This is a genomic window from Saccharothrix sp. NBAS 001, from assembly GCF_056640475.1.
Genome location: NZ_CM153251.1, coordinates 6,741,913 through 6,767,097, shown reverse-complemented (window position 1 = coordinate 6,767,097; position 25,185 = coordinate 6,741,913). Strand labels below are relative to the sequence as shown.

General features: G+C 69.2%; 21 protein-coding genes and 1 tRNA gene. 11 read left to right on the top strand and 11 right to left on the bottom strand.

From position 1 onward, the window contains the following. A complete protein-coding gene (locus AC0HI0_RS29045; RefSeq protein ID WP_480934414.1) occupies positions 1-765 on the top strand; it encodes an endonuclease I family protein in 765 nt (254 codons plus the stop codon). Between the two features lie 612 nt (positions 766-1,377). Here the strand turns inward: AC0HI0_RS29045 and AC0HI0_RS29040 are convergent. Continuing rightward, on the bottom strand, positions 1,378-2,526 hold the full coding sequence (locus AC0HI0_RS29040; RefSeq protein ID WP_480926682.1) for an ROK family transcriptional regulator: 1,149 nt from the start codon (positions 2,524-2,526) through the stop codon (positions 1,378-1,380). Between the two features lie 178 nt (positions 2,527-2,704). On the opposite strand from AC0HI0_RS29040, the gene AC0HI0_RS29035 reads away from it, so the two are divergent. Next, positions 2,705-6,973, top strand: coding sequence for a GH92 family glycosyl hydrolase (locus tag AC0HI0_RS29035; protein WP_480926681.1), 4,269 nt, complete (start codon positions 2,705-2,707; stop codon positions 6,971-6,973). Positions 6,974-7,261: 288 nt separating this feature from the next. Here AC0HI0_RS29035 and AC0HI0_RS29030 read toward each other — a convergent pair whose 3' ends face one another. After that, positions 7,262-7,801 (bottom strand): helix-turn-helix domain-containing protein, encoded by a 540-nt coding sequence (locus AC0HI0_RS29030; protein ID WP_480926680.1) that lies wholly within the window; start codon positions 7,799-7,801, stop codon positions 7,262-7,264. Between the two features lie 116 nt (positions 7,802-7,917). On the opposite strand from AC0HI0_RS29030, the gene AC0HI0_RS29025 reads away from it, so the two are divergent. Then, a protein-coding gene (locus tag AC0HI0_RS29025; RefSeq protein WP_480926679.1) for an IS5 family transposase occupies positions 7,918-8,809 on the top strand; the annotation gives its coding sequence in 2 pieces (ribosomal slippage) (positions 7,918-8,288 and positions 8,287-8,809; 894 coding nt in all). On the opposite strand, the gene AC0HI0_RS29020 is transcribed toward AC0HI0_RS29025, so the two are convergent. Continuing rightward, positions 8,806-9,366: a TIGR03086 family metal-binding protein gene (locus AC0HI0_RS29020; RefSeq protein ID WP_480926678.1), complete on the bottom strand. Its 561-nt coding sequence runs from the start codon at positions 9,364-9,366 to the stop codon at positions 8,806-8,808. The genes AC0HI0_RS29025 and AC0HI0_RS29020 overlap by 4 nt on opposite strands. Positions 9,367-9,429: 63 nt before the next feature. On the opposite strand from AC0HI0_RS29020, the gene AC0HI0_RS29015 reads away from it, so the two are divergent. Further along, positions 9,430-10,200, top strand: a complete 771-nt coding sequence (locus AC0HI0_RS29015; RefSeq protein ID WP_480926677.1) for an AraC family transcriptional regulator — start codon at positions 9,430-9,432, stop codon at positions 10,198-10,200. On the opposite strand, the gene AC0HI0_RS29010 is transcribed toward AC0HI0_RS29015, so the two are convergent. Further along, complete coding sequence (locus AC0HI0_RS29010; protein ID WP_480926676.1) at positions 10,149-11,057, bottom strand: cation diffusion facilitator family transporter; 909 nt, start codon at positions 11,055-11,057, stop codon at positions 10,149-10,151. The genes AC0HI0_RS29015 and AC0HI0_RS29010 overlap by 52 nt on opposite strands. Before the next feature lie 620 nt (positions 11,058-11,677). Between AC0HI0_RS29010 and AC0HI0_RS29005 the strand changes: the two genes are divergently transcribed. Together AC0HI0_RS29005 and AC0HI0_RS29000 are read left to right on the top strand one after the other, a co-directional pair. Continuing rightward, positions 11,678-11,749 (top strand) — tRNA-Arg (locus AC0HI0_RS29005). A 96-nt stretch (positions 11,750-11,845) separates the two neighbouring features. Continuing rightward, positions 11,846-13,678, top strand: coding sequence for a tyrosine-type recombinase/integrase (locus tag AC0HI0_RS29000; RefSeq protein ID WP_480926675.1), 1,833 nt, complete (start codon positions 11,846-11,848; stop codon positions 13,676-13,678). An 80-nt stretch (positions 13,679-13,758) separates the two neighbouring features. Here AC0HI0_RS29000 and AC0HI0_RS28995 read toward each other — a convergent pair whose 3' ends face one another. Together AC0HI0_RS28995 and AC0HI0_RS28990 are read right to left on the bottom strand one after the other, a co-directional pair. Beyond that, positions 13,759-14,826 (bottom strand): HigA family addiction module antitoxin, encoded by a 1,068-nt coding sequence (locus AC0HI0_RS28995; protein ID WP_480926674.1) that lies wholly within the window; start codon positions 14,824-14,826, stop codon positions 13,759-13,761. Continuing rightward, the gene (locus AC0HI0_RS28990; RefSeq protein ID WP_480926673.1) at positions 14,823-15,137 is read right to left on the bottom strand and encodes a hypothetical protein; all 315 of its coding nucleotides are present in this window, start codon (positions 15,135-15,137) and stop codon (positions 14,823-14,825) included. The genes AC0HI0_RS28995 and AC0HI0_RS28990 overlap by 4 nt, the downstream gene beginning before the upstream one ends. A 252-nt stretch (positions 15,138-15,389) precedes the next feature. On the opposite strand from AC0HI0_RS28990, the gene AC0HI0_RS28985 reads away from it, so the two are divergent. From AC0HI0_RS28985 to AC0HI0_RS28970, 4 genes are read left to right on the top strand one after another with little or no spacing between them, the layout of a single operon-like run. Beyond that, a complete protein-coding gene (locus tag AC0HI0_RS28985) occupies positions 15,390-15,620 on the top strand; it encodes a hypothetical protein (RefSeq protein ID WP_480926672.1) in 231 nt (76 codons plus the stop codon). Position 15,621: 1 nt separating this feature from the next. Further along, on the top strand, positions 15,622-16,098 hold the full coding sequence (locus tag AC0HI0_RS28980; protein ID WP_480926671.1) for a hypothetical protein: 477 nt from the start codon (positions 15,622-15,624) through the stop codon (positions 16,096-16,098). Continuing rightward, positions 16,098-16,625, top strand: a complete 528-nt coding sequence (locus AC0HI0_RS28975; RefSeq protein WP_480926670.1) for a Mov34/MPN/PAD-1 family protein — start codon at positions 16,098-16,100, stop codon at positions 16,623-16,625. The genes AC0HI0_RS28980 and AC0HI0_RS28975 overlap by 1 nt, the downstream gene beginning before the upstream one ends. After that, positions 16,618-18,003, top strand: a complete 1,386-nt coding sequence (locus tag AC0HI0_RS28970; RefSeq protein WP_480926669.1) for a hypothetical protein — start codon at positions 16,618-16,620, stop codon at positions 18,001-18,003. Before AC0HI0_RS28975 ends, AC0HI0_RS28970 begins: the two co-directional genes overlap by 8 nt. Positions 18,004-18,376: 373 nt before the next feature. On the opposite strand, the gene AC0HI0_RS28965 is transcribed toward AC0HI0_RS28970, so the two are convergent. The 3 genes from AC0HI0_RS28965 to AC0HI0_RS28955 form a co-directional block, all read right to left on the bottom strand. Continuing rightward, positions 18,377-19,393 (bottom strand): SGNH/GDSL hydrolase family protein, encoded by a 1,017-nt coding sequence (locus AC0HI0_RS28965; RefSeq protein ID WP_480926668.1) that lies wholly within the window; start codon positions 19,391-19,393, stop codon positions 18,377-18,379. 262 nt (positions 19,394-19,655) lie between these two features. Beyond that, positions 19,656-20,075, bottom strand: coding sequence for a cell division protein ZapB (locus AC0HI0_RS28960; protein WP_480926667.1), 420 nt, complete (start codon positions 20,073-20,075; stop codon positions 19,656-19,658). Next, positions 20,072-21,013: a hypothetical protein gene (locus AC0HI0_RS28955; RefSeq protein ID WP_480926666.1), complete on the bottom strand. Its 942-nt coding sequence runs from the start codon at positions 21,011-21,013 to the stop codon at positions 20,072-20,074. Before AC0HI0_RS28955 ends, AC0HI0_RS28960 begins: the two co-directional genes overlap by 4 nt. Positions 21,014-21,037: 24 nt before the next feature. On the opposite strand from AC0HI0_RS28955, the gene AC0HI0_RS28950 reads away from it, so the two are divergent. Next, positions 21,038-21,394: a hypothetical protein gene (locus AC0HI0_RS28950; protein ID WP_480926665.1), complete on the top strand. Its 357-nt coding sequence runs from the start codon at positions 21,038-21,040 to the stop codon at positions 21,392-21,394. A 1,216-nt stretch (positions 21,395-22,610) separates the two neighbouring features. Here AC0HI0_RS28950 and AC0HI0_RS28945 read toward each other — a convergent pair. Both AC0HI0_RS28945 and AC0HI0_RS28940 read right to left on the bottom strand, forming a co-directional pair. Continuing rightward, positions 22,611-23,030: a hypothetical protein gene (locus AC0HI0_RS28945; protein ID WP_480926664.1), complete on the bottom strand. Its 420-nt coding sequence runs from the start codon at positions 23,028-23,030 to the stop codon at positions 22,611-22,613. A 1,055-nt stretch (positions 23,031-24,085) separates the two neighbouring features. Continuing rightward, positions 24,086-25,084, bottom strand: a complete 999-nt coding sequence (locus AC0HI0_RS28940) for a YaaC family protein (protein WP_480926663.1) — start codon at positions 25,082-25,084, stop codon at positions 24,086-24,088. Positions 25,085-25,185: the final 101 nt, after the last annotated feature.

Below are 25,185 nucleotides of genomic sequence, written 5' to 3'. Positions count from 1 at the left end.
GTGGGCACGGCCCCCACGACGACCACGACCGTCCCCACCACGACCGTCCCGCCGACCACGACCACCACGGGCGGCCCCGGTGACGACTACTACCGGGACGCGATCGGCAAGACGGGTCCGGCGCTCAAGACGTCGCTCAACCAGATCATCCGCACCAACACCAAGCTCACCTACGAGCAGGTGTGGAACGCGCTGAAGTCGACCGACGAGGACCCCGCCAACCCCGCCAACGTCGTCCTGCTCTATAGCGGGCGCTCGCAGAGCAAGTCCGCCAACGGCGGCAACGCCGACGACTGGAACCGCGAGCACGTCTGGGCCAAGTCGCACGGCGACTTCGGCACCGCCACCGGTCCCGGCACCGACCTGCACCACCTGCGCCCCGAGGACGTCTCGGTCAACGCCAACCGCGGCAACAAGGACTTCGACCTCGGCGGCTCGCCCGCGAGCGAGGCGCCCGGCAACTTCACCGACTCCGATTCCTGGGAGCCGCGCAATGCGGTCAAGGGCGACGTGGCGCGGATGCTGTTCTACATGGCCGTGCGCTACGAAGGCGGCGACGGCTACGTGGACCTGGAGTTGAACAACAACGTCTCCAACGGTTCCGCGCCGTACATGGGCCGGCTGTCGGTGCTGTTGCAGTGGAACGCCCAGGACCCGCCGGACGCCTTCGAGAAGCGCCGCAACCAGGTGATCTTCGACAGCTTCCAGCACAACCGCAACCCGTTCATCGACCACCCGGAGTGGGCCGCGTCGATCTGGGGCTGACCCGCACCGGGAGCCGGGTCCGCCGCCACCCGCTCGGGCCTGCCCGAGGGTGGTGGACCCGGTCCCCTGGCGCGGGTGCCGCCGGAACTCGGCGGGCCCGGCCCCTCGGGCGGGTGCTACGCCAAGTGGTCGCCGACCTCGTATTGGGACGCGGACAGGCGTCCGACGCGTACAGAGAGTGTGGTCCGTTCGCGGCGCACCTGCGGTTCGTGGAGCGGTCGAGCCGCGAGCCGGCGCGGCACGCGTTCCGCGAGAGGTCTTGGCAGCAGGCCGGCTGGAGCGCGAGCAGCGGTTCTTCGCGGCGCGTCCGGGTGGCCGAGCAGCTCGCCCGACTCCGGACGAACGCGGACGATTCGGACGCGGCGGACCGTGCACCGAGGCACGCGCCGACCCCGCTCGTTGCTACACGGGGCAGGTGTTTGCGGGCGCGGCACCTGCCCCGTGTACGGCCGGAAGGGGACCACGTCCCCCGTACTCCCCTTCCGACTCCCCTTGCAACAACGGAAGGACACACACCCTCCAGGAGGAGGTGTCGTAACGCTATGCCACTTTCCCCCGGATCGCACCTACTACGATTGAGTGAATTACCAGGTGAGAGCGACTCGACTACCCTCAGAGAGTCACCATGATCCGCCGGTCGAAGACGAGGTCGCGGGCCGACCGCAAACCCATCGCGATCGCGCCGCTGAGCACCGCGCCGTCCCCGAGTTCGCCGGCCGCGATCCGCGGCGCGAGCGGCGTCATCCGGCCCAGCGCCTCGGCCATCGGCTCGGCCAGCAGCCCGGTGTTCCCGCCGATGCCGCCGCCCAGCACCACCAGCTCCGGGTCGATCACCGCGGCCACCGACGCGACCACGAACGCCAGCCGCTCGGCCTCGTCGCGCACCGCCCGCAACGCCCGCTGGTCGCCGGACTTCGCCAGCACGAACACGTCCCGGGCCGACTTGGCCGAGGTGACGCCGTGCTCCTTCGCCAGCGCCACAACCGATTCCGCCGCAGCCGCCGCCTCCAGCCGACCCCGGCCGTGGTCGTCCACTTCGGACGGTGCGCCCCACGGCAGGTAGCCGATCTCGCCCGCCGCGCCGTGCGCGCCCCGGAACAACCGGCCGTCCACCACGATCCCCATGCCGATACCGGTGCCGACCATCACGCACACGAACACGTCGACGTCGCGCGCCGCGCCGTACGCCCGTTCGCCCACCGCCGCCAGGTTCGCGTCGTTCTCCACCAGCAGGTCGGGGCCCAGCTGGGCCTCCAGGTCGTCCAGCAGCCCCCGGCGCTCCCAGCCCGGCAGGTTCGGCGCGTGGGTGAGCGCCCGCCCGCGCGAATCCGGCACACCGGGCGTGCCGACGACCTTGACCACCAGGTCGGCCATCGACAGGCCGGCGTCGGACACCGTCCGCTCGGCCAGCTCCCGCACCGTGCGCACCAGCGACCCGGCCGACCGGCACCGGTTGCGCTCGTCCACCCGCGCGATCACCGACCCGGCCAGGTCGGCCACCGCGACCCGGATCCGCTGCCGGCCGATGTCGATGCCCAGCACGTGCCCGGCCGCCGGGTTCGGCTCGTAGACCATCGCCGACCGGCCCGGACCGGACGTGGTGCGGCCGATGGGGCGCACCAGCCCGTGCTGCTCCAGGTCGAGCAGCGCCTGCCCCACGGTCGGTTTGGACAGTCCCGTGTCCTTGGCTATCTGCGGCCGGGTGGCCGGGCCACCGCGTCGCAGCCGGTCGAGCACGGCGCGTTGGTTGAGTACGCGCATCCCCGCGGGGGTGCCCACCTGGGGCGACTTCCGGACCATCACAGCGAGTGAGTCTAGATCGGGTGGAGCAGCGATCGGACAGGCTTGCGGACAAGCTTCCCGACCGGCCTTGACAACGATGTCAGCCGGCCGTTTCGCTGGCCCACGTGCCGGCCGGCCGAGGCGAGGGGCGTGCGCGATGGGCCACATGCGGGGATTCCTGGTCGTCCTGTCGACCGCTGCGGTGGTCCTGGGTGGCGTGGCAGGCTGGTCGTCCGCGACCGCCGCACCAGGGGAGCCGACCGTGAGCGAAACGCTGTTCGCCACGTCGTTCGAAGAGGGACAGCCCCAGCCGAAGTGGGCGAGCACGGTCGAGACCGACGCGGCCGGGAACGCGCGGACGTCCGGCGTCGACGGCTCGGACTCCACCGGCATCCCCGGCAACGTCACCGACCGGATCGTGGACGTGGCGGCCAACGCCGAGCACACCGAGGCCGGCGAGGTGAAGGAGAACCTGGTCGACGGCAACACCACGTCGAAGTGGCTGGCGTTCACGTCGACCGGGTGGGCGCGGTTCACCTTCCCCGAGCCGGTGGCGGTCCGCCGGTACACCCTGACCTCGGCCGACGACGCGCCCGAGCGCGACCCGAAGGACTGGACCCTGAGCGGCTCGGCCGACGGCACGACGTGGACCGCGATCGACACCCGCGCCGGCGAGGTGTTCGCGTCCCGGTACCAGACCAAGACCTACGAGACGGCGAACACCACCGCGTTCCCTTACTACCGGCTCGACATCACGGCCAACGCGGGCGGCGTGGAACTCCTCCAACTGGCCGAGATCCAGTTCTCCGACGGCTCGTCGACCCCGCCCGCGCGCAACATGCGCACCACCGTGGGCAAGGGGGCCAACGGTGGCTACAACGCCAAGTCCGGTGCGGGTTTCACGGGCGTGAAAGCGTTGCGGTACCAGGGAACGCACACCGCCGCCGGGCGCGGCTACTCGTACAACAAGGTCTTCGAGGTCGACCTCCCGGTGACCGCCACCACCGAGCTGTCCTACCTGGTGTTCCCGTCGTTCGTCACCGACGAGCTGAACTACCCCAGCACGTTCGTCGCGGTGGACCTGGCGTTCTCCGACGGCACCTACCTGAGCGACCTGGGCGCCCGCGACCAGCACGGGTTCGAGCTGTCGCCACGCGGGCAGGGCGCGGCGAAGTCGTTGTACACCAACCAGTGGAACCGGGTCGCGTCGGTGGTCGGGAAGGTCGCCGAGGGCAAGACGGTCAAGCGGATCCTGGTGGCCTACGACAACCCGGCCGGGCCGGCGTCGTTCAACGGCTGGATCGACGACATCGCGGTGAAGTCCGCGCCCGCCGTCGTCGACCGGGCCCGCCCGACCGACTACGTGCTCACCACCCGCGGCACCAACTCCAGCGGCAGCTTCTCGCGCGGCAACAACTTCCCGGCCACCGCCGTGCCGCACGGGTTCAACTTCTGGTCGCCCATGACGAACGCGGGTTCGATCAGCTGGCTCTACGAGTATGCGAAGGCCAACAACCGGGACAACCTGCCGACGCTCCAGGCGTTCACCGCGAGCCACGAGCCCAGCCCGTGGATGGGGGACCGGCAGACGTTCCAGGTGATGCCGTCCGCCGGCCCGCCCACCGCCGACCGCGCGCAGCGCGCGTTGCCGTTCCGCCACGAGAACGAGACCGCGCGAGCGCACTACTACGGCGTGGAGTTCGAGAACGGGATGCGCGCCGAGATCGCGCCCACCGACCACGCCGCCCTGTTCCGCTTCACGTTCACCGGCGACAGCTCGAACCTGGTGTTCGACAACGTGAACAACAGCGGCGGGCTGACCCTCGACCCGGCGACCGGTGTGGTCAGCGGGTTCTCCGACGTCAAGAGCGGCCTGTCGACCGGCGCGACCCGGATGTTCGTCTACGGCGTGGTGGACCGGCCGGTCAAGGCGAGCGGCCGGCTGACCGGCGCGGGCCGGGACAACGTGGCCGGCTACCTCCAGTTCGACACGTCCACCGAGAAGGCCGTCACGCTGCGGATCGCCACGTCGCTCCTGGGCGTGGACCAGGCGCGGCACAACCTCGAACTCGAAGTGTCCACTTCGGACACGTTCGACTCGGTCCGGGACCGCGCGCGCGACGCGTGGGACCGGATCCTGCGGACGGTCGAGGTCGAGGGCGCCACCGAAGACCAGCTGACCACGTTGTACTCCAACCTGTACCGGCTCTACCTCTACCCGAACTCGGCCTACGAGAACACCGGCACGGCGGACGCGCCGAAGCACCAGTACGCCTCACCGGTCCAGCCCGCCGGGGCCGCCACCCCGACCCGGACCGGCGCGAAGGTCGTGGACGGCAGGATCTACGTCAACAACGGGTTCTGGGACACCTACCGCACCACTTGGCCCGCGTACAGCTTCTTCACCCCGCGCAAGGCCGGTGAACTCGCGGACGGGTTCGTCCAGCAGTACCGCGACGGCGGCTGGATCTCCCGCTGGTCCTCGCCCGGCTACGCCAACCTGATGACCGGCACCAGCTCGGACGTGGCGTTCGCGGACGCGTTCGTCAAGGGCGTGCGGGACTTCGACGCCAAGGCCGCCTTCGACGCGGCGGTGAAGAACGCGACCGTCGCGCCGCCGAGCGCGGGCGTCGGCCGCAAGGGTCTGGACACCTCGATCTTCACCGGTTACACGTCCACCGCGACCGGCGAGGGCATGTCCTGGGCGATCGAGGGGTACGTCAACGACCACGGCATCGCGACCATGGCCAAGGCGCTCTACGAACAGACCGGCGAGGCGGAGTACCTGGCGCAGCACGAGTACTTCGCCAACCGGGCGCAGAACTACGTCCACATGTTCGATCCGGCCACCGGGTTCTTCCAGGGCCGCAAGCCGGACGGCACGTGGCGCGTCCCGGCCGCCGAGTACGACCCGCGCGAGTGGGGCTACGACTACACCGAGACCGACGGCTGGAACATGGCGTTCTCCGTGCCGCACGATGGTCGAGGTCTGGCGAACCTCTACGGGGGCAACGACGAGCTGGCCAAGAAGCTGGACGACTTCTTCGCCCTGCCGGAGACCGCGAAGTTCCCCGGGTCCTACGGCGGCGTCATCCACGAGATGACCGAGGCGCGGGACGTCCGCATGGGCCAGCTAGGGCACAGCAACCAGGTTTCGCACCACATCGCCTACATGTACGACTACGCCGGGCAGCCGTGGAAGGCGCAGGAGAAGGTCCGCGAGATCCTGTCCCGGCTGTACCTGGGCAGCGAGATCGGCCAGGGCTACCCCGGCGACGAGGACAACGGCGAGCAGTCGGCGTGGTACCTGTTCAGCGCCCTGGGTTTCTACCCGTTGCAGATGGGCGACGCGCGGTACGCCATCGGATCACCGCTGTTCACCAAGGCCACGGTGAACCTGGAGAACGGCCGCAAGCTCGTCGTCAACGCGCCCGAGAACAGCGCGCGCAACATCTACGTGCAGTCGTTGAAGGTCGACGGGAAGAAGTGGGACAAGGCGTACCTGCCGCACGCCGACATCGCGCAGGGCGGCACGCTCGACTTCGAGATGGGGCCCGAGCCGTCGAAGTGGGCCACCGGAGCCGACGCCGCGCCGCCGTCGCCCACCACCGGCACCGAGCCGCCGAAGCCGTTGCGGGACGTCACGTCGGCGGCGGCGGAGGTGACCGGGTCCGGCCCGGTGACCTCGTTGCTGGACAACACGTCCCAGACGTCGGGGAGCGTGTCGTGGCTCCAAGCCGACCTCGGGGACCCGAAGGAGAAGGCGGAGTTCTACACGCTGACCTCGGCCAAGGGCACGGGCGGCGACCCCGCGTCATGGGTGCTCAAGGGTTCCTACGACAAGGCGGTCTGGTCCACTGTGGACGAACGTTCCGGCGAGGTCTTCCCGTACCGTCAGCAGACCAGGGCGTTCAAGATCCCCAAGGCCGGCCACTACCGCTACTACCGCCTGGAATTCCCGGCGGCGGCGACCCTGGCGGAGGTCGAACTGCTGGCCAAGCCGTTCGCGACGTGCGCGACGACCATCACCGACGACCACCCCGGACCGTTGCAGGTGCGCGGGGTCACGTGCGTGGACGGCGGCACGGTCACCGGTCCCGTGGTGGTGAACGCGGGCGCGTCGCTGTACGTCTTCGGCGGCCGGATCCAAGGCCCCCTCTCGGCGACGGGAGCGGCGGCCGTCGTGCTGGTGGACAGCGAGGTCGACGGCCCGGTCACCGTCACCGGCACGACCGGCGAAGTGGCGCTGGAGCACACGACCGTCGGCGGCCCGGTGAACCTGGTCGGCAACAAGGGCGGCACGGTCGTCGCCGCGACCACCGTGGGCGGGCCGCTGTCGTGCGTGACGAGCAACCCGCCCCCGGTGGCCAACGGCTGGGCGAACGAGGTGCGCGGGCCGAAGGTCGGCCAATGCGCGAAGCTCTGACGCTCGCGGACCAGCACGTGCCCTGCGCATCTTCTTCGTGATCTTGTTCCGCGCGGCCTTGCCACCCGCTACGCGAAACGAGCCACCCGCCACCGCGCCGAGATCGCCTCGGCCCGCATCGTCGTCTACCCCCGTGAAGATCCGCCGGACACGGCCTAGTGCTGCGTTCCTCAGTTGTCGGTGATCACGTGGATGTCGCCGACCGGATTGGCCTGCTCCAGCATCTCCAGGAACTGTTGGTAGTAAAGGCTGTTGCGTGACGCGGCAGTGAGGGTGACGGCCTGGCCGTCACGTATGCGGACGGCACCGTAGACCCAGGTCTTCTCCGGCCCGCGGGAGTAGTCCAGGAGTGCTTTGATGCGGTGAGCAGGATGCGGCGGATCTGGCTGCGTCCGACCATGACGCCGTCGGCTTGCAGGCCTCGCTCAGCGAGTCCAACGTCCAGTGCGCCGGACCGCCTTCCCGTTCGGCGTCCAGGGTGCCGTCGGACTGCCGGGTCAGTCGGCCCGGTGGCTGCCGGGTGCGCGCCATCGCGACGATCCGGCTGCGTTCGTCCTCGGTCAACCGGGGACGGCGCCCCGCTCCCGGACGGTCACCCAGGCCGTCCAATCCGTTGATGTTGAACCGATGCAGCAACTCACGCACGGTCTGCGGATGACATCCGACCTCGGCCGCGATGCCCTTGGTCGACCCACCCTCCCAGCCGGCCACCACGATCCGCGCCCGCCGGATCCAGTCACCGGGAGCGTGTCGGGCACCGGCCAGTTTCGGCACCGCCCGCTCCTCCACAGCGTCGATCGGTAATCGCGCTACCAGCACTTCCGGCACGTGCCACTCCTCGTCGACCGATCAAGATCGACGATCAAGACACGGCACCTTCGAGGAACGCAGCACTAGGGCGTGTCTGACGGATCTTGATGTTGAGGTCCGGCAGAGTCCTGGTCATGGGGAGGGAGTTGGTGTCGGATGTGGCGTGGGCGGTGCTGGAACCGCTCCTGCCGGACCGTTCGCCGTGTCGCGGCGGCCGATGGCGTGATCACCGTCAGGTGATCGAGGGAATCGCCTACAAGTGCCGGGTCGGCGTGCCCTGGCGGGAGGTTCCCGGCCGGTTCGGGCCGTGGCAGACGCTCTACGAGCGGTTGTCCCGCTGGAGCGCGGACGGCACCTGGGCCGTCCTGGTCTCCGCTGTTCAGGCGCGGGCGGATCTGGCCGGTGAGCTGGACTGGGTGGTGTCGGTGGACTCCACCCTGATCCGGGTCCGTCAGCACGGCGCGGCCTTGTCCCGGAACACAGGGGGCCTGGTCGAATCACAGGAATCCGACCGCGGAGCCGGCCGACCACGCCATCGGCCGCTCCCGCGGCGGTCTGACCACCAAGATCCACCTCGCCGTCGACGGTAGGGGCATGCCACTGTCGCTGGTGCTCACCGCGGGCAACGTCAACGACACCACTGTCTTCGTCGACGTTCTGGCCGGGGTCCGCGTCACCCGCCCGGTCGGGCGGCCTCGCACCCGGCCGGAGCGGGTGATCGCGGACAAGGGCTACTCCAGCCGCTCCAACCGCGAGCACCTGGCCTCGCGCGGGATCAGGGCCACGATCCCGGAGAAGCACGACCAGATCGACAATCGGCTGCGCCGAGGCTCGGCCGGCGGCCGTCCTTACGCGTTCGGCAAGCGGCTCTACAAGCGGCGCAACGTGGTCGAGCGTCGTTTCCAGCGGTTCAAGGACTTTCGCGGCATCGCCACCCGCTACGACCGCCTGGCCCGCAACTACCTCGGCGCACTCCACCTGATCAGCTTGCTCGACTGGCTTCGCGATCCGTCAGACACGCCCTAGGGCGTGCGGCCGGTCAGCCCGAGCAGCCGGTCGAGCAGCGGAGCGTCGTCGGGAACCGGGACCTCGGGCCCGAACAGCCCCATCTCCCGGGCCACCGGCGCGCTGCCGACCAGGTCCGCGTGCACGAACGCGAGCACCTCGTCGTCCCAGGTCGGCTTGAGGCCGAGAGCGGTGGCGAGATCCCACCCGTGCACCAGGATCTCGCCCACGGTCAGGCCGCCGACCATCGCGGCGGGCATCTCGTTCGGCGAACCCAGCACGGTCGTGCCCTGCCAAGCCTCGGGCGCGCTCCACGCCGTCGCGGTCCGCTCGACCTGGGCGCGCAACCGGGCCTGCCAGTCGGTCAGGTCGGCGTCGGCCTCCTCGCCCTCCGGCGTGACGACCTCCTTGCGCGCGGCGGCTTCCAGCGACGGACCCCAGTGCAGCAGGTGACGGATCAGCCGGCGGACGTCGTACTCGGCGCACGGCGTCGGCGCGTCCAGCCGGTCGGGCGTGATGTCGTCGATGATCTCCAGGAAGGGCGCCGCAGCGAGCGCCGCCAGCCGTTCGGTGTTCATGCGCGGCACGCTACGGGCGCGGCCCGCCAGGTGTATTGAACAAACGCGACATACCCTGACCGGGTGCGGGACGAGCGGGAACTGGACTGGCGCAAGCACCAGCGACACGCCTTCCCGCTGCCGTCACCGGACCTCGCGCCCTACGTCGCGCGGTACTGGATCGTGCACTGGTCCTACGACCGGCCGTACCGGCAGCTGATCGTGCCGTACCCCAACGTGCACCTGGCGTTCCAAGGCGGCCGGGCCACCGTGAGCGGGGTGTCCAGCCGGCACGTCCACCAGGTGCTGGACGGCGACGGGCAGGTGTTCGGGGTCGCGTTCCGGCCGGGTCGGTTCCGGGCGTTCCTGGGCGCCCCGGTCCGGTCGATCACCGACCGGACGGTGCCGTCGATGTTCCCGGACGTCCGCGAGCCGACCGTGCCCGCCGTCGAGGAGATGCTGCGGTCGTGCCTGCCGGAGCCCGACCCGGCGGCCGAGTTCGCCGCGGCTGCCGTAGACCGGATCGTGGCCGAGCCCACGATCACCAGGGTGTCCGCGCTGGCCGAGGCGACCGGTCGCGGCCCCCGGCAGTTGCAGCGGCTGTTCGCCGAGCACGTCGGCATCGGCCCGAAGTGGGTGATCCGCCGCTACCGGTTACACGAGGTGACCCAGCGGATGGCAGCGGGCGCGCGGGTCGACTGGGCGGCCCTGGCCGCCGACCTCGGGTACGCCGACCAGGCCCACTTCGTGCGCGACTTCACCGCGATGTTCGGCGAGACCCCGACCGGCTACGCGGCCAGGTATCACCAGGAGATCTCGCGGCAGCGCTCGGCGGACGCCCCCGGCTCGACCTGAAGCGTCGCGTGCTCGATGTGGTACTGCTCGGCGAGCAGCGTCTGCGCGGCCTCCAGCACCCGGGCCGGGTCCGCGTCCTGGCAGGTGGTGAGGTGCGCCGAGGCGACCTCCATGCCCGAGGTGAGCGTCCAGACGTGCAGGTCGTGCGCCTCCTCGACGCCCGGCAGCTTGCCGAGTTCGGCCTGCATCGCCTCGACGTCGAGGCGCGCCGGGGCGTGCTGGAAGAGGATCCGCAACGCGCTCGCGGCGAGCTTCCAGGTGCGGGGGAGCACGAACAGGCCGATCGCGACACCCATGATCGGGTCGGCGTAGCGCCAGCCGAACAGCAGCGTCACCGCGCCGCTGATCAGCACGCCGACCGAGCCGATGAGGTCGGCGAGCACCTCCAGGTACGCACCCCGGACGTTGATGCTCTCCTTGGCCCCCTCGCGGAGCATGAAGAACGAGATGACGTTGGCAACCAGCCCGGCCACCGCCGCGAGCATGACGGGCAGCCCCGGCACCTCCGGCGGATTCCCGAACCGGCCGACCGCCTCGAACACGACGTACCCGGCGACGCCGAACAGCAGCACCGCGTTGGCCAGGGCGGCCAGCACCTCGGCGCGGTAGAGCCCGAACGTGCGACTGCCCTTGAAGGAGGCGCGGCGAGCCAGGACGATGGCGGTGAGGGCCATGCCGACGCCGAGGACGTCGGTGAGCATGTGAGCGGCGTCGGAGATCAGCGCAAGCGATTGCGTGGCGAAGCCGACGGCGAACTCGACCACCATGAAGGCCGCCCCGATACCGAAGGCGACCCACAACCGGCCGAGGTGCTTCGCGCTCCCCGATGACACTCCGTGGCCGTGTCCGTGACCCATGGATGGAACATATAGTCACATGCGCATGAGTGCAACCGGTAGATCAGGTGGGGTTGACCACCCATCCCGGACACCGGACCGGCCCCGCCGGGATCAGGTTCGTGACCTGGCGAACCACGTGGAGCCGGCCCCGTCCTGAGGTGGTCTCCAGCGCCCTTCGCCATTGGTCCGCCGACGTGCCCAAGGGGCGACCAACCTCGTGTCCGCGTCGGTCATCACCACATCGGGTGCACCGTGCCGTTCGGAGATGAGCCAGGCGACTTGCCGAGTTCGTCACTTTCCGTGACATCCGGCTCGTGCCTAGGTCTGTGATGACCATGGCCGGACGCGGCCGACGTCCGTCGCGGAAGCCCAAGATGTGCCGGACTCACTTGGGGCGCGCGTGGGGTGCTCAGCGAACGGGCGACGCGCCCGTGAGATCGCAGCGACACCGCCCAGTTCCCGGCGGAGCTACCCCGACCCACCCCCGCAGCGAATCCGGCAACCTCAACCCTTCTCGACCGCCTAAATCCTCAGGTCAGCGCCCTCGGCGAACCGTCCCCGGCCGCGAGCCACGCCCCAGGGGGCAGGGGGTGCAAAACCACCCCGACGGCCCTGCTAAGCTTCTGCCCATAGCTACGGCCCCCGTAGCTCAGGGGATAGAGCACCGCCCTCCGGAGGCGGGTGCGCAGGTTCGAATCCTGCCGGGGGCACAACTGTTTGACCTGGCCTTCGAGTATTCGAGGGCCCCCGTGAAACCCGCGCCGTGACATCACTCATGACGCGGGTTTCAGCTTATCGTCCTCCTCATGGCTCGTCCGGACGGCGTATCGCGCAGGGAGCGCGGCAGCATCGACTCGCTGCCGAGTGGCGCTCTGCGCGTTCGTGTGTATGCCGGTCTGGACGTGATCACGAAGCGCCGCCACTACCTGACCGAGGTCGTCCCGGCGGGCCCCGACGCCGAGCGCTTGGCCGAGGAGGCCCGGGACCGCTTCCTCCGCGAGATCGACGAACGCTCCCATCCGCGGACCAACGCCACGGTGGGCTTCATGGTCGCCGCCCACATCACGGCGGCGCGCCTGGAGCGCACGACCCGCGAGACCTACGACGGCTACGCCCGCAAGCACATCTACCCGATCATCGGCCACTTCAAGGCCGAGTCGCTGGCAGTGGAGGTCCTGGACTCCTACTACGAGGAGCTGGAGCGCTGCCGCGAGCACTGCTCCGGCGGCCCGGAGACCGACCACCGGACACCGGGCGAGCACACCTGCGACCGCCGCTGCCGCCGCCACGTCTGCAAGCCACTCGCGGCCTGGACCGTCCGCAAGATCCACTTCATCCTCACCGGCGCGTACAAGCGCGCGGGCCGCAAGAGCTGGGTCACCCGCAGCCCCATGGCCAACGCCGACCCACCGCCGCCCCCGCCCCCGAAGCCGAGCCCTCCCTCACCGGAGGAGATCGCGACCATCCTGGACGAAGCGTGGCGGCGGGACCTCGACTTCGGGGCCCTCGTGTGGACCTCGACCACCACGGGCGCGCGGCGCGGTGAGATGTGCGCGCTGCGGTGGCGGCACTTCCAACCCGGCCTCAAGCGGCTGCGTGTCGAGGCGTCGATGGCCCAGGGCAACACCGACATCTGGGAGAAGGACACCAAGAGCCACCAGCACCGCATCCTCGCCCTGGACGCCGAGACCACCGCCATCCTGTCCCAGCTCAAACGCTGCTGCGAACACCGCACCCGCGAACTCGGTATCGACCTCTCGCCGGAGGCGTTCATCTTCGCGACCTCCCCGGACGGCATGGTCGGCTTTAAGCCCCGCGCTGTGAGCCAGCGCTACCGGCGCATGGTCGACAAGCTCGGCATCAACACCACGTTCCACAAACTGCGCCACTACTCCGCGACCGACCTCATCAGCGGCGGCGTCGACATTCGCACCGTCGCCGGACGCCTCGGCCACTCCGGCGGCGGCACCACAACCCTGAAGATGTACGCGGCCTGGGTCGAAGAAGCCGACCAACGCGCCTCCGAGACCCTCATGACCAGGATGCCCACCACCCCGGCACCCATCCCGGAGCCGCGGGACAGGCCCAAGGCGGCCCCGCGAAGCCCCTACGAGACCATCGCCGCGCTGGAACGCACCCGCATCGTCACCGACGACATCCCGGACGGCGCACCCGCGCCCACTGTGAAGGAACTCGCCGATCGGCACGCCGTCTCCGTCGGCACCGCGCACCGTGCCCTGGGTTTGTTGAAGGACTGGGGCCTTGTCTCACGCACCGGGCGAGGCGTGAAACCGGTCATCATCCGATCGGACAGCGACGACGAAGGCGTGGCGCTCTACGAGGCTCCGGTCGCGAACGTGACCCGGCTTCCGTCACAGCCCGTCGAGACCTCCGTCCACGTCGAACCAAGTGCTCCCACTGGTGGGAACCGTCCGTTGCAGCTTGAGATCGTTGGGCCCGCTGGGGAGGTGTTGACCAAGTTGGTCACGTCCGCCGACCCCGCGAACCTCGACGAACTACGCCGGTTGTTCACCGGAGCCTTGCGCCGCAAGGGGCATCCAGACGACTCGTACGGCGACTTCGAGATGAACGTGAGCATTGTGGGAGCCGACGGCCTTCTTCTGACGTTCGTCGCCTGAACCCGTGCCACCGCGTGGCAGGGCGAGCCAGTGCGGCATGGTGCCCAATGAAGGACGGTGATCATGCGCTGCGAAGCGTGTCACCAGCCCTGCAAGTACCTCGTCACCGTTGGTGCGTCCTTTGCCAGGGCGCTCCGCCAGTTGAGCGCTCCGGCGTTTTGCAGCCGGCCGACGATGACGATCGGGTGCACACCCATCGAGGTTGCCATCTTGTTCAGCCAGCCTTGGCCGATGCGCTCCGGTGTGGCCGGAAGCGGGTCGGGCAATGCCCAACTGGCGGCCAGATCGTTGGCCTCGTCCTCTTGTTTCTGGCCCTGGGGGTTGTCCTCGTCCAGGATCACCGGACCTGTTATGTGGTCGAGCGCAACGTGCGCCGTCTCGTGGAGCAGGGTGAACAGCACCTTGTCGAGGCGGTGTCCGCGCCCCGAGAGCCCGATGACGGGAGTGCCGCCCATGTCCATCGCGGCTCCGTCGATCTTGCTGGAGGGGAACGCCTCGACGTAGACCAGCCGGACTCCGACCTCCGCGAACATCGTCGGGAACTTGGCGAATGCCGACGGCTCTCTGGCCTCGCTGCTCAGCCTGCCCGCCAGAACTCGCAGACCTTCGGGCGAGTACGGGGCTACGGACAGTCGTTCAGCCTCGCGGCGGACGCACGCGACCCATACCGACTGTGTGGGCGAGGCCGCCTCCTCCATGTTGCTGCGCCGGGCGACCATCGCAAGTCGGGGCGTGTCGTCCAGGGTCTTCAGCTCAAGGAGGTCGCAAAGCTGGGCGGCTTGTCCCGGGAGCGTCGTTGCGGTGATCACGCCACGTTTGCGCAGCAGCGCCAGGGGCGCCAACTTGTTGAGCCGGGCCCGCAGCCGAACATCGTCCAGTTGGAGACGGGTGCCCTCGTGCTGAGACTGCCGCCACAAGTGGTACTGGTTCTGGTAGTTCAGCCAGTACTCCGGGCTGGGGCCCAAAGCCGCCGCGATCTGTGCCGCCGACTCCCGGGTGATCTCCTTCTTGCCCGCGACGATCTCCGAAACGACCTGGGCCGGCCGGCCGATGATCTCGGCGAACTCGGCCTGGGTCCAGCCGTGCTTCTCGATCTCCACCAAGAGGTGCTCGCCCACCGGGGTGACCTCCGCGAGCACGGTTCTCATCGCTTCACCTCCAGGGCGTCGGACCTGAGGAAGCCCACCACCATGACCTCATCGGCCTTCCCTCGGTCGAAGTCCAACATCAATCTCAACCCATCCGCCACGTGGATCGAACTGCGCGCTCCTTCGTGGCCGTTCTCGCTCCGGAGCTCCAAGGACAGGACCTTGCTCAGGTCGTGGCGGTCCCGGGCGGCGAGCAGCGACTGGAGTCGGCACCGGTAGGACCTCACGGCTTCCGGGGGCAACCCGTCCAGTTGGAACGCGGCGTCGACGGCGAGTCGATGGAGGTCCGGGTGGTCGTACAGCAGCTCCACAAGACCTCCCTCCTTCACCCCTGGGCTGATGCCGACCGACGCCGCGGAGCGTACAGCCGTAGCCGCGGGCTCGCCGCCGTCGTACCCGTTTGGACTAGCCCCTACACGACATCGTCTCTTCACCCCTTGCGTGAAGGTGTGTAGCCGGCTTACGGTACCGCTGTCCGGGCAACACAGTTAACAGATGGGAGTGAGGGCATGAGCGGGGAAGCAGAAGCCGCAAAGCCGCACCCTGGAGGTCCGAAGCTCACGGTGACGGTGTTCGCACCCAGGTCGCCCGAGTCGAAGACCTTCGAGTTCCGCCGCAACGACACCGTCGGCGAAGCCGCCCGTGTCGCGGCCGACGCGTTCGGCTACGAGGGAGGCAACCCCTCCTTCGCGACCAACGAGAACGTCGTCCTCGATCGCACCAAGACCCTCGCCGGTGCGCACGTACGGGACGGCGACGAGCTGAACCTGGTCGACGTCGGTGGAGGTGTCTGAAGTGATCCCTGCGGTCGTCACGGAAGCCGTGGTCGCGGCCGAGATGCCCGCCGTGATCGCTTGGGTTGCGCGCCGTCCGGGTTGGACGGCCAGCCTGGACAGCGCGCAACTCGTCCTCACGGTCAACGCCGTCCACCCTGGCGACGCGACCGTCGCGCGGATCACCGCCGACCTCGGCGGCTACCGGGCAATACCCCCGGCCTGGCGCTTCGGGGAACCGACCGATGATCCCCGTGCCGTGCCCTTCCCGGAAGCGGGCAACAGCCCGGCGGTGCCGGGGTCCATCTTTCACTCCAATCGTGTGCTGTGCGCGCCGTGGAACCGCCTGGCCTATGCCGAACACGGAGGTCCCCACGGTGATTGGGGCGCGTTGACCAACTGGGCCGTGGCCGGTGCCGGTTACACCAAGGCCGAGACCTTGGCGGACATGCTCAGTCAGATCCACCTGCATCTTTCCTTGAGCCCGAGGATGTCCTGATGACCGTGTTTCGTCGGAACCCTTTGCCCACTGGCCCGGCGACCGGCAGGTTGCTCGTCGCCGAGCAGGTCCTGGCACCGACCAAGGCGGTCCTGCAAGCCAGCAGCGCAGACCACGATGCTCATGAGGGGCTGGTGTTCTGGTTGGGGCGCACCGTCGGTGCCGATGTCCTCGTCGTCGCGATCGTCGCCCCTCCGACCGAGCACCGGCGCGACGGAGTGTTCGTCGCGGAATCTGCTGTGGCCGGGACGGCTCGTGCGGCACGTGCAGTCGGCCTGGGGCTCGTTGCCCAGGTGCACAGCCATCCCGGTCACGACACACGCCACTCCGACGGCGATGACCAATTGGTGCTCATGCCTTTCGAAGGCATGTTCTCCGTCGTCGTGGCGCACTACGGCCGGGGCAGCCTGCAACCCGCGCAGGGCGCCGGACTTCACCAGTTCCAACGCGGGCGATGGGTGTACGTCGACGAAGGTGCTCTGACCGTCGTGCCCTCGCTCGTGAGCATTGGGGCCCACCATGCCTAGCCGTCGCGAGATCTTCTACGCAGAACGCGACCGTCGCACCCGCCAGTACGGCGGGGACGACAATTCCCTCGAACGGCCTGTGCGGATCGTCGTCGACGCGGAGACGGCCAGCACCCGTCCCGGACAGATTGCCACGCTCGCACTGGTCAACCTGGTGGCGCGAGTCCACCGCCGGATCTGCCTGGAAGTACCGGCGGTACCCCTGGTCGCCCGTGGTCTGGTACCAGCCGGAGACCTACGTGCCGCTGCCGTCGCCACCGCCTTGGCGATCACCCCGGTGCTCGACCTGACCACAACCTTCGACAGCACCACAGGCGTGCTGACGGTTCGCATCGGCGAGCGGGCATCCAACGATTCCGACCTCGTCGTGTCCTGGCGCGGAGGCCGTGGATCGCTATCTGTGGCACCAGGCGATGACGAGACTTGCTCCCCTGACTCCACCTTTGGCGCTGCTGCCGCTGCGGTCCTCGGCGCCGCCGCGCTCTTCCGTCTGGTTCACGGGCAGAAGGTGCGCTCTATACGGTTCAACCCGGTCGAGCTGACTGCGGACAAGGACGCGGGCACTCGCGACGGGCGCGGCCTGATCGACGTCGGTTCAGTGCTCGTCGTCGGCGCAGGAGCGGTCGCGTCCGGCCTCGCATACTGGGCACGGGAGTTCGGAACAGGCTCAGGGCCATGGGACTTCGTCGATGCGGACCGGTCGGAACTGCACAACACGAACCGTTGTATGACCATGACCGCCTCGCACGCGGGTTGGTCGGACGGCGTCCCATCGGGACAACCCGCCTTCAAGGCCGACGCGACGGCGTGGGCCGTCGACGGACGGCCGCACCGCCAGTGGTACGACCTGTGGCAACCGGGGAACCAGACTCGACACGACCTCGTACTGCCGCTCGCAAACGGCCGTGGGGTGCGTGCCCTTCTCGCCCAGCGCGGTGAACCCGTGCTGCTCCACGCCACGACATCCTCGAACTGGACAGCGGAAGTGCATCGCCACGTGCCCGACCGCGACGACTGCCCCGCGTGCCGACTGCCGGACAACACCACCCCACAGATGGAGTGCGCCACCGGCCCGGTCAACGTGGACACATCCTCCAGCCCGGATGCGGCCCTGCCGTTCCTCTCCGGCGCGGCCGGCCTGCTGCTCGCCGCGACCCTCACCGAGATGCCCTCGCAGGCCGTCTTCGGCGACCGGATCAACCACTGGCAACTCGACATGGCCGCATCCGAACCGGTGATTCGGGCGTGGCAACACCCATTCAGCGATTGCTGTCGGCATGTGCAATCCGCCCACATTCGGCAGACCTTTCAACGCCACAGTCCACGCCGGTGGGACTACCTCGACGACTTTTCGCGTCTCGGTCCGGTCGGCCATTGAAGTCATCCTGTGTCGTAACCACAGGTGCCTGAATTCCCTGTCAAGTCAGCATGTTGAATTGGGCGCGGGCAACTGTCTGATGGTTGCCTCGTGCTTGAGAAGGCGATGCGGGCGGCGTCGAATGCAGCGAGCGCGGGACGAATTCTGGCACTGCGGTGGTGTCGGGCCGGTTGTTGTCCACGGGGCGGGCGGTCCAGTGCGGGAAGGTGGGCCGGGTGGGGATGCGTTCGATCGTGATAGTGCAGTTCGGCCTGTCCCGAGCTTCGGGGGCGCGCCTCCGTGGGGCGCCCCCGAACCTGCTTTGGCACCGCGTTGGATGCGGGGCACCCGCGACACGGGGTGCCCGATCACCGGTCCTGTCGGTGGCCCGTCGTTATCGCTTCTCGATGGGCAGGGTTGCGGCGACCAGCTTGGTCGTCTCGTCGTGCCCATACCCGTTGGGGTGGGCCGCGCCCCACATGGCGTGCTCGGAGAGCACGGGGGCCGGGATGGGCCAGATCCACCGGTTGGAGCTCGGCAGCTGGCAGGGCTCGTGTCCCTTGAAGGCGTCGTAGGTGTCGACGTAGGCGACCTTGAACTCGGGATTCTCGGCGACGTCGGCGACGGCGCCCTCGATCGCGACGTTGAACTCCTCGAACTTGCCGCGCAGCCACGCGAGGTCGGCGTGGTTCATCGGCCCGAGCTGGTTGCTCAACAGGGGAATGGGGGATCCGTCGTACCGGCACTTCGTCTCGTCCTGGGGGACGATGGCGGGATATCCGACGACCGCGACCTGCGCGCGCGGAGCCCGTTTGTGGATCTCCAGCAGGGCTTTTTCGATCTCTGCCGCCGCCTCGTGGATGGTGAAGTCGGGTTCGTTGCGCTCCTGGCACGCGCCCGCGGGGCGGTTGTCCATGCCGCGGCCGTTGTACGGGTCACCGGTCGGGAGCCCGTCGGTGACGCAGGTGAGGAAGGCGGTGCTGATCCCGCTGTCGTTGCCTCCCAGCTGGAAGGTCACGTAGTCGGTGTCGGCGGTGACGCTGTCGATCATCGGATCTTCGATGCCGTAGGCCTTGTCCCAGAAGCCGCCCGCTCCTGCGTGCCGCTTGGTCAGGCTCGCGCCGTTGCAGGAGAGGTCGGCGAGTTCCCAGCCCATCGCGGCGGCCAGTTGGTGGGGATAGTTCCTGGTCGACTGTCCGCCGCACCGGCCGTCCTCGACCTCCGGTTTGACGCCGGCGGCGGCGGTGAAGGAGTCGCCGATCGCCACGTAGTTCGGACGCGCCCTGGGCGCGTCGGTGTGCTGGTCGCCGGCGGACCCGGCGCCGGCGGGGACACCGGTCAGGACACCTCCCCCGACCACCATCACCACAGCTGTCACCACGGCCGTCACGGACCTCGACAGACCGGTCATCGACCCACCGTCCCTCTCTGCGCGCTCACAGTCGTGCCCCGCCCGGGCCGGGCCGGGCACCGCCCCCCCCAGCCAACGCACCCGTGCGACGGCACCGCCCGTTTCACCGGAACGTGGGCGCGTTGCGACGGAACGCCGTCACGCGGCGCAGCGACCGGTCGACGACGGTCCGGCAACGACTTCCCGAACGCCTGTCCCCGGGGCCGAGGGCCCCGGCCGCCGTCGGGTGGGCTGCGGCCTGCTTCCAGGCGGCACCGGCGGTTCAGCCGCCGTGTGGTCGCCGTCCCGGGAACGGAACGACGTTGGGGTGGGGTTGTGTGAGTGCGTCGCGGAGTTGCCGGTTCTCGTGGGTGAGTTGGTTGACGGCGCGGACGAGGGCGGGGACGTCGGCTCGGAGTTGGGCGAGTTCGGCGTTCTTGGTGGTGATGGTCTTGTCGAGCGTGGTGATGGTGGTGCGGAGGCGGTCTTCGTCGGGTGTGGTGCCGCCGCCGTGTTCGCGGACGCGTTCGTGGAAGTGGTTGCGCAGGTCGGTGTGGCGTTGGGTGAGGGCGTTGCGGGGGACGTCGGCCTCGATGGCGAGGGCGACGACGGTGAGTGCGCCGTCGGAGCGTTCGGGTCGGCCGGTGAGGATGCGGTCGACGGCGGCGAGGATGCGGTCGCGTTCGTCGGGTGCGGGGCTCACCGGGTGTCCTTGCCTGGGTCGGTGGTGATGCGGGTGTGGTCGTGGGTGTCGGCCCGGCCGCGCAGGGTGGTGGCGGTGGCGCGTAGCCGGTCGGCGAGTGGTCCGGGGACGTGGCCGGCGCGGTGGTCGAGTCGGTCGGCGCGGTCGCGGAGCTGTCGGGCGTGGTGGTCGGTGCGGGCGATGTTGCCGCAGCCGGGCACGCAGTGGTCCAGGCTCGGGGTGTCCTTGACGCCGTCGCGGTGGCACAGGGCGCGGTCGCGCTGGTAGTGGCACAGCAGCAGTGCGTGGGGGTTGTCGTAGAGCAGGGCGTCCTCGTTGGCCAGCAGCCGTCGGGCTGTGGTGGCGGTCAGGACGGTGCCGGCGAAGCTGGGTGCGGTGGCGGCGGCCTTGATGGCGCGGCGGGCGGCGGGACCGGAGACGCCGCCGCCTTCGGCGAGGTCGTGGTGCAGGTCGGCGACGGTGTCGGCGACCGCGCGGACGGTCTCGATGTCGAGCAGTTCGTGGATGCCGCCGCGCCCGCGCGAGGCGTAGCCGGCGGAGACGGCGGTGCGCAGGTGTCCGTACTGGATCGCGAGGGCGACCAGGCCGTCGGGTCGGCGGGCGATGTGCCAGGCCAGGCTCCGGCGGAAGCGGGCGGTGCCGATCGCGCCGGCGGGGTCGGGCGGGATGGTCTGCTCCGGTAGTCCGTGGGCGGTGGCCAGGGTGTCGGCGAAGGCCGTGAAGCTCTCGATCCGGTAGGCCATGGTGCCGCTGCGCATCGCCCCCGACCCGGGCTGCCTGCCGGTGTGTACGGCGTCGAACAGCAGCTCGCCGGGCGGGACGAGGCGTTCCAGGACCCTGATGGCGTCGACCACCGGGCGGATGGCGACCCAGGGGACGTCGCGTTCGACGCCGGCGGAGGCGTGGTTGCCGTGCTCGTCCAGCGCGGTCTTGAACACCGCGCCGCGGTCAGCACCACCAGCATGTACAACGCGAACGAATGCCGGGCCGAGTGCGGGGTCGCATACGGCGCGAACACCCGGTGCGGATCGAACCCCACCCGCCCCGCCGGGGTCAGCACCCGCTCGCAGCGCCGGTTCGCCACAGCGAACACCCCGTCCCAGGAGTGCACCCCCAACGGCAGCCCCCGCTCGTTGAGCCACAACCACAACGGCTCCAGCCCGCGCGGCCCCTCGGTGAACAGCAGCATCCGCTCCCCCACCGTCAACCGGTCCAACACCTGCGCCCCGGTCGAGCCGTCCGGGCCGCGCCAGTGCACCACTGGCGTGCGGCCCCGCGTCACCCCGGTCACCACCCGCAGCCCCGGCACCCGCTCGTAGCGGCCCCTGCGCTGCGCCCGCCGCACCGCCCACGCCCGCGACGACTCCACGTACGCCTCGACCTCACCCACCGCGTCCGACGCGACGTAGAACGTGCGGCGCTTCTTCGACCGCGTCACCCCCGCCGCCACCACACCCCGGTAGTAGCGGCCCCCGTCCAACCGCCGCGCCGGCACCTCGAACGTCAACAACGACCCGGCCTCCGAGCGCCGCAGCCCCGAGGTGGTCAGCAGCCGGACGAACGCCACGTTGCGGTCCTCGACCCGCCCCACCCAACCCGGCTCCGGCACCCCGCCGGCGGTGTGCCCGCGCAACCCCACGTCGATCCACCGTCGCCACGTCCGCAGCGTCAACCAGTGCACGTTCCCCGACCGGGCGTCCTTCGCCCTGGCCACCGGCACCTCCAGCACGTCCCCGTCACGGCCGACCACCCGCTGCACCGCCACCGGACTGCGCCGCACGTGCCCGTTGCCCACAGCCCACCGGTACAGCGCCGCGAACGCCGCCAGCTCCCGGTCCCACTTCGCCCCGCCCACCCGGCCCGGGTTGGCCTCGGCGAACCGCCGCCAGTGCTCGAAGTCCTCCACGTCCCCGGGGCACCGCGTCCGTCCACACCCGACCCCGCGCCCACAGGAACGTCAACAGCAGCACGATGTCGGTCGCGTAGTTCCGCCGCGTCTCCGTGGTGTACCGGCGGAACACCGTCGACTGCCCGAACAGGCCCAACACCGGATCCACCGTGTAATCCGGCGCCAGGAAGATCGGATCACCCGCCAGCACCCCGACCTCGTCCTCACGCACCGCCAGGTCCTCCCAACCCGGCAACAACCCCCGCCGAACCCCACCCCGCACCGCGTCCTGCGGCACCCAGAACACCCGCCAACCCGCCACGTTCCGACTCCCTTGAAGTGCGTCAACACGCACCATCAATAGGGAAGGATGTGGTGGACTCGGACCAGCCCTCCGGACCCACGCAAGCCTAGGGGCGTGCGTAGATTCGATGGCCTACCTCCGACTCCGATCTGTCAAGACTCGCCCAGGCGTAAGCGGGCTTGAGCGCCACCAGCAACTCGGCAGATCGACATCTGCCCGGTGCGAAGTGCGGGCCTCGGTCCTAGTGATACCCGGCTGGTGCGGATTCTCATTGCCACGTGGCCGCTGGTACGGGCCGACCGATCAGGTGTCTGTTGTGTGGTCAGCAGCACAGCAGGTCGGTTCAATGCTCAAGGGCTATCTCGGCTGCGAGCTGCCGGTGTTCGTTGTTGAGGCCGCGGACGATGTTCATGAACGCGCTGGACGCGGCCTCGACAGGGCTTGTCTCTTGGACTCGCCGCCACAACTCCCTGAGAGCGGCGTGCACCACAGCCTCTGCGATGTCGGGCACAGCTCGGTGTGTCGCCGCGACGAACGCGCCCGCGCAGTCGGGTCGCGTCAAGATATCGATCAAGGTGAGGACGGTGAAGCCGGTCATCACCTCCACCAGGTGTTCCGACCCGGTGGAGTCCCGGACACCGCTGATCGCCCAGTACGCCCAGTACAGCAGGTCTGTGCCCGGCGCGTTCATATAGGCGGTGGTGAACAGTTCGTGGGCGCGGCGGCGATTGGTCCAGGTCGCGATGCGGCCGAGGACGATCATGACCGCGCCGCTTCCACTCCTGTTCGACAGCGATGTCCAGGAGTGCGGAGTGGTCGTAGGGCAGGTCGACGATGTGCTCGCGGAGCAGGTCGAGGACGGGTGAGGTAAGTCCGGTCCAGCCGCCACAGCCGAGCAGGTGCAGGCCCGCTTCGAGACAGAGGCGGCCGTTCTGCCTCGATGGCCGAGTGGGTCGAGGTGGCCGAGGCCAGCCAGGCCGGTGCACCAGATGACGGTGTCGACGTGGGCGAGGACGCGGTCGACAGCGAGTTCAGTAGGTTGACCTTGCAGTAACACATGAAGTTGCGGTCTTGCCGACTGGTCGATCTGGCGAAGGTTGGTATGGTCCGTTCCGTCTCGTCAACCATTCCTTGACGCGAGACGGTACGAAACGGCAGGTCGGGTAGCGCACCACACGGCACGCCACCCGACCCTGTTCATCTGGTCAACAGGTCGACGATCGATCCCGCGAGGGTGACGACCTGCACCAGAAGGCCGAGAACAACGGCGGCCCCGGTGGAACTCCACTTCCACTTGGGTCGTCGTTGCGGCATTCGTTCGCCGTCCTCGTCCTCGTCCTCGTTACCTCGAACCACTCAACCTCCTTGGCGAAGCCCACTGCCATGGGCTGAGCCGAGACCTTCCCGGCCCGTCGACGTGACCGGGACGGCGGAGGGAAGCGATCCGTCGCTGACTGTATCGGGTGGTTCGTCCTAGTCACGTGACTACGCCTACCGAACAACGGCCGCCGAGTTCACCTGCCGTTGTCCCGCGCACCATTCCCGCCGGTAGGCAGCTTTCTGGGCGTAGTCAGCGCGAGTTGGCCGACTCGTAGAAGTCGGGCTCCCAGACCCGGTCTCCGGTAGCCTTTCGAGGGCCTCGACAAGAACGCGGTCTTGCAACCGGCCGGAGCCGACTACGAGACGTTGTGGCTGGCGGCACCAGTCGGACGCACGCTCAGCCCGGTGAGCGTTCGAGCCCCTGCGGACTTCGTTCGTCCTCTGCTCGTGTGGATGGGACTATCCACGGGGCACAGGATGTGGCGGCGGTGAGCAGCGCTACTTGAACGAGTTGAGTTGATGGAGTACTGCGTCGGGTATGGAGGCCGTTGCCTCGTCGAGCAGGTGCTCGATCGCGTTGGCCTCCGAGGACTTGTCGATGTCGATCATTCTCGACCAGTTGGAGGGTTCGTAGCGCGCCAGCGACGACAGCGCCAGCAGGGTGGCCCACAGCGCCAGGAACGGGTGGAGGCCGGTTGTCATCGAGCCGACTGCGGGTGTGACGACCGAGTCTTTCGACGACCGGTAGCACACGACACCGATGTCGTCGAAGGTCTTGTACTCCGCCACGGGGATCGGTGGTTCGCTGCGCCAGCGCACGGTCAGACCTACACCTGGGCCGTTGGGGCCGAGCCACTCCACGGATGTCGACGGGTGTGAGGTCGACAGCACGCTCAGTCGAAGTGCAGGGTAGTGGTCGAGGTATCTCCTGACCTGTTCCCGGTCGTTGCCGTACTGGTCCTTCACCCGATGCGGGATCCGGTGGACTTCGGCTTCTGCGAAGGAGTGGGCGTTGGGCCACCGATCCTGGAAGAACAGCAGGGCGGGCTGGGTGACATCCGACGTGAGAGGCACGACTGCCGTCTCGGGCAGCAGTGGCCACAACGTGCTGAGCTTGACAGCTTCGCGGGGTAGGAGCGCCTCGACGCCCAACGCGGTGGCAACCGAGGGAAACAAGCCCCACTCCGTCGCGGCGACGGCGACTTCTGCTGCCAGAGCCGCACCTGTGTCCGCGGTCAAGCCGTGGCCGCTCACCCTCCACGATTGGTTGTCGACGCGTGGTGATGCGGCCACGATCGCCCGTCCTGCCTGTGAGAGGGCGTAGAACAACTGCACCGGCCGGGTCGCGTACCCCGTCCCCCTGGCAGCGTCGAGGAACTGCTCGCACTGTTCCAATGCGGATTGGAACAGTGCTCGTCGACCACCTTGCTTCGCATACCCCGGTGGTTCATAGCGGAGTGCTCGTATGCCCCGCAGTGCCTTCTCCGTACCGGCCACTCGCCGATCCTCCTTCGCGGCAAACTTGCATGCTCTGGCCTGACGTGTTTCCGGAATCGTCGCCGCAAGGGCATCGGTGGTCAGGTCACGTTCGGATTGTA

What these genes read in the sequence shown, in the direction of transcription:
- AC0HI0_RS29040 (WP_480926682.1), bottom strand. Translation starts at nt 2,526, where the DNA reads ATGCGCGTACTCAACCAACGCGCCGTGCTCGACCGGCTGCGACGCGGT.
- AC0HI0_RS29035 (WP_480926681.1), top strand. Translation starts at nt 2,705, where the DNA reads ATGGGCCACATGCGGGGATTCCTGGTCGTCCTGTCGACCGCTGCGGTG.
- AC0HI0_RS29020 (WP_480926678.1), bottom strand. Translation starts at nt 9,366, where the DNA reads ATGAACACCGAACGGCTGGCGGCGCTCGCTGCGGCGCCCTTCCTGGAG.
- AC0HI0_RS29010 (WP_480926676.1), bottom strand. Translation starts at nt 11,057, where the DNA reads ATGGGTCACGGACACGGCCACGGAGTGTCATCGGGGAGCGCGAAGCAC.
- AC0HI0_RS29000 (WP_480926675.1), top strand. Translation starts at nt 11,846, where the DNA reads ATGGCTCGTCCGGACGGCGTATCGCGCAGGGAGCGCGGCAGCATCGAC.
- AC0HI0_RS28995 (WP_480926674.1), bottom strand. Translation starts at nt 14,826, where the DNA reads ATGAGAACCGTGCTCGCGGAGGTCACCCCGGTGGGCGAGCACCTCTTG.
- AC0HI0_RS28975 (WP_480926670.1), top strand. Translation starts at nt 16,098, where the DNA reads ATGACCGTGTTTCGTCGGAACCCTTTGCCCACTGGCCCGGCGACCGGC.
- AC0HI0_RS28970 (WP_480926669.1), top strand. Translation starts at nt 16,618, where the DNA reads ATGCCTAGCCGTCGCGAGATCTTCTACGCAGAACGCGACCGTCGCACC.
- AC0HI0_RS28965 (WP_480926668.1), bottom strand. Translation starts at nt 19,393, where the DNA reads ATGACCGGTCTGTCGAGGTCCGTGACGGCCGTGGTGACAGCTGTGGTG.
- AC0HI0_RS28950 (WP_480926665.1), top strand. Translation starts at nt 21,038, where the DNA reads ATGTACAACGCGAACGAATGCCGGGCCGAGTGCGGGGTCGCATACGGC.
- AC0HI0_RS28945 (WP_480926664.1), bottom strand. Translation starts at nt 23,030, where the DNA reads ATGATCGTCCTCGGCCGCATCGCGACCTGGACCAATCGCCGCCGCGCC.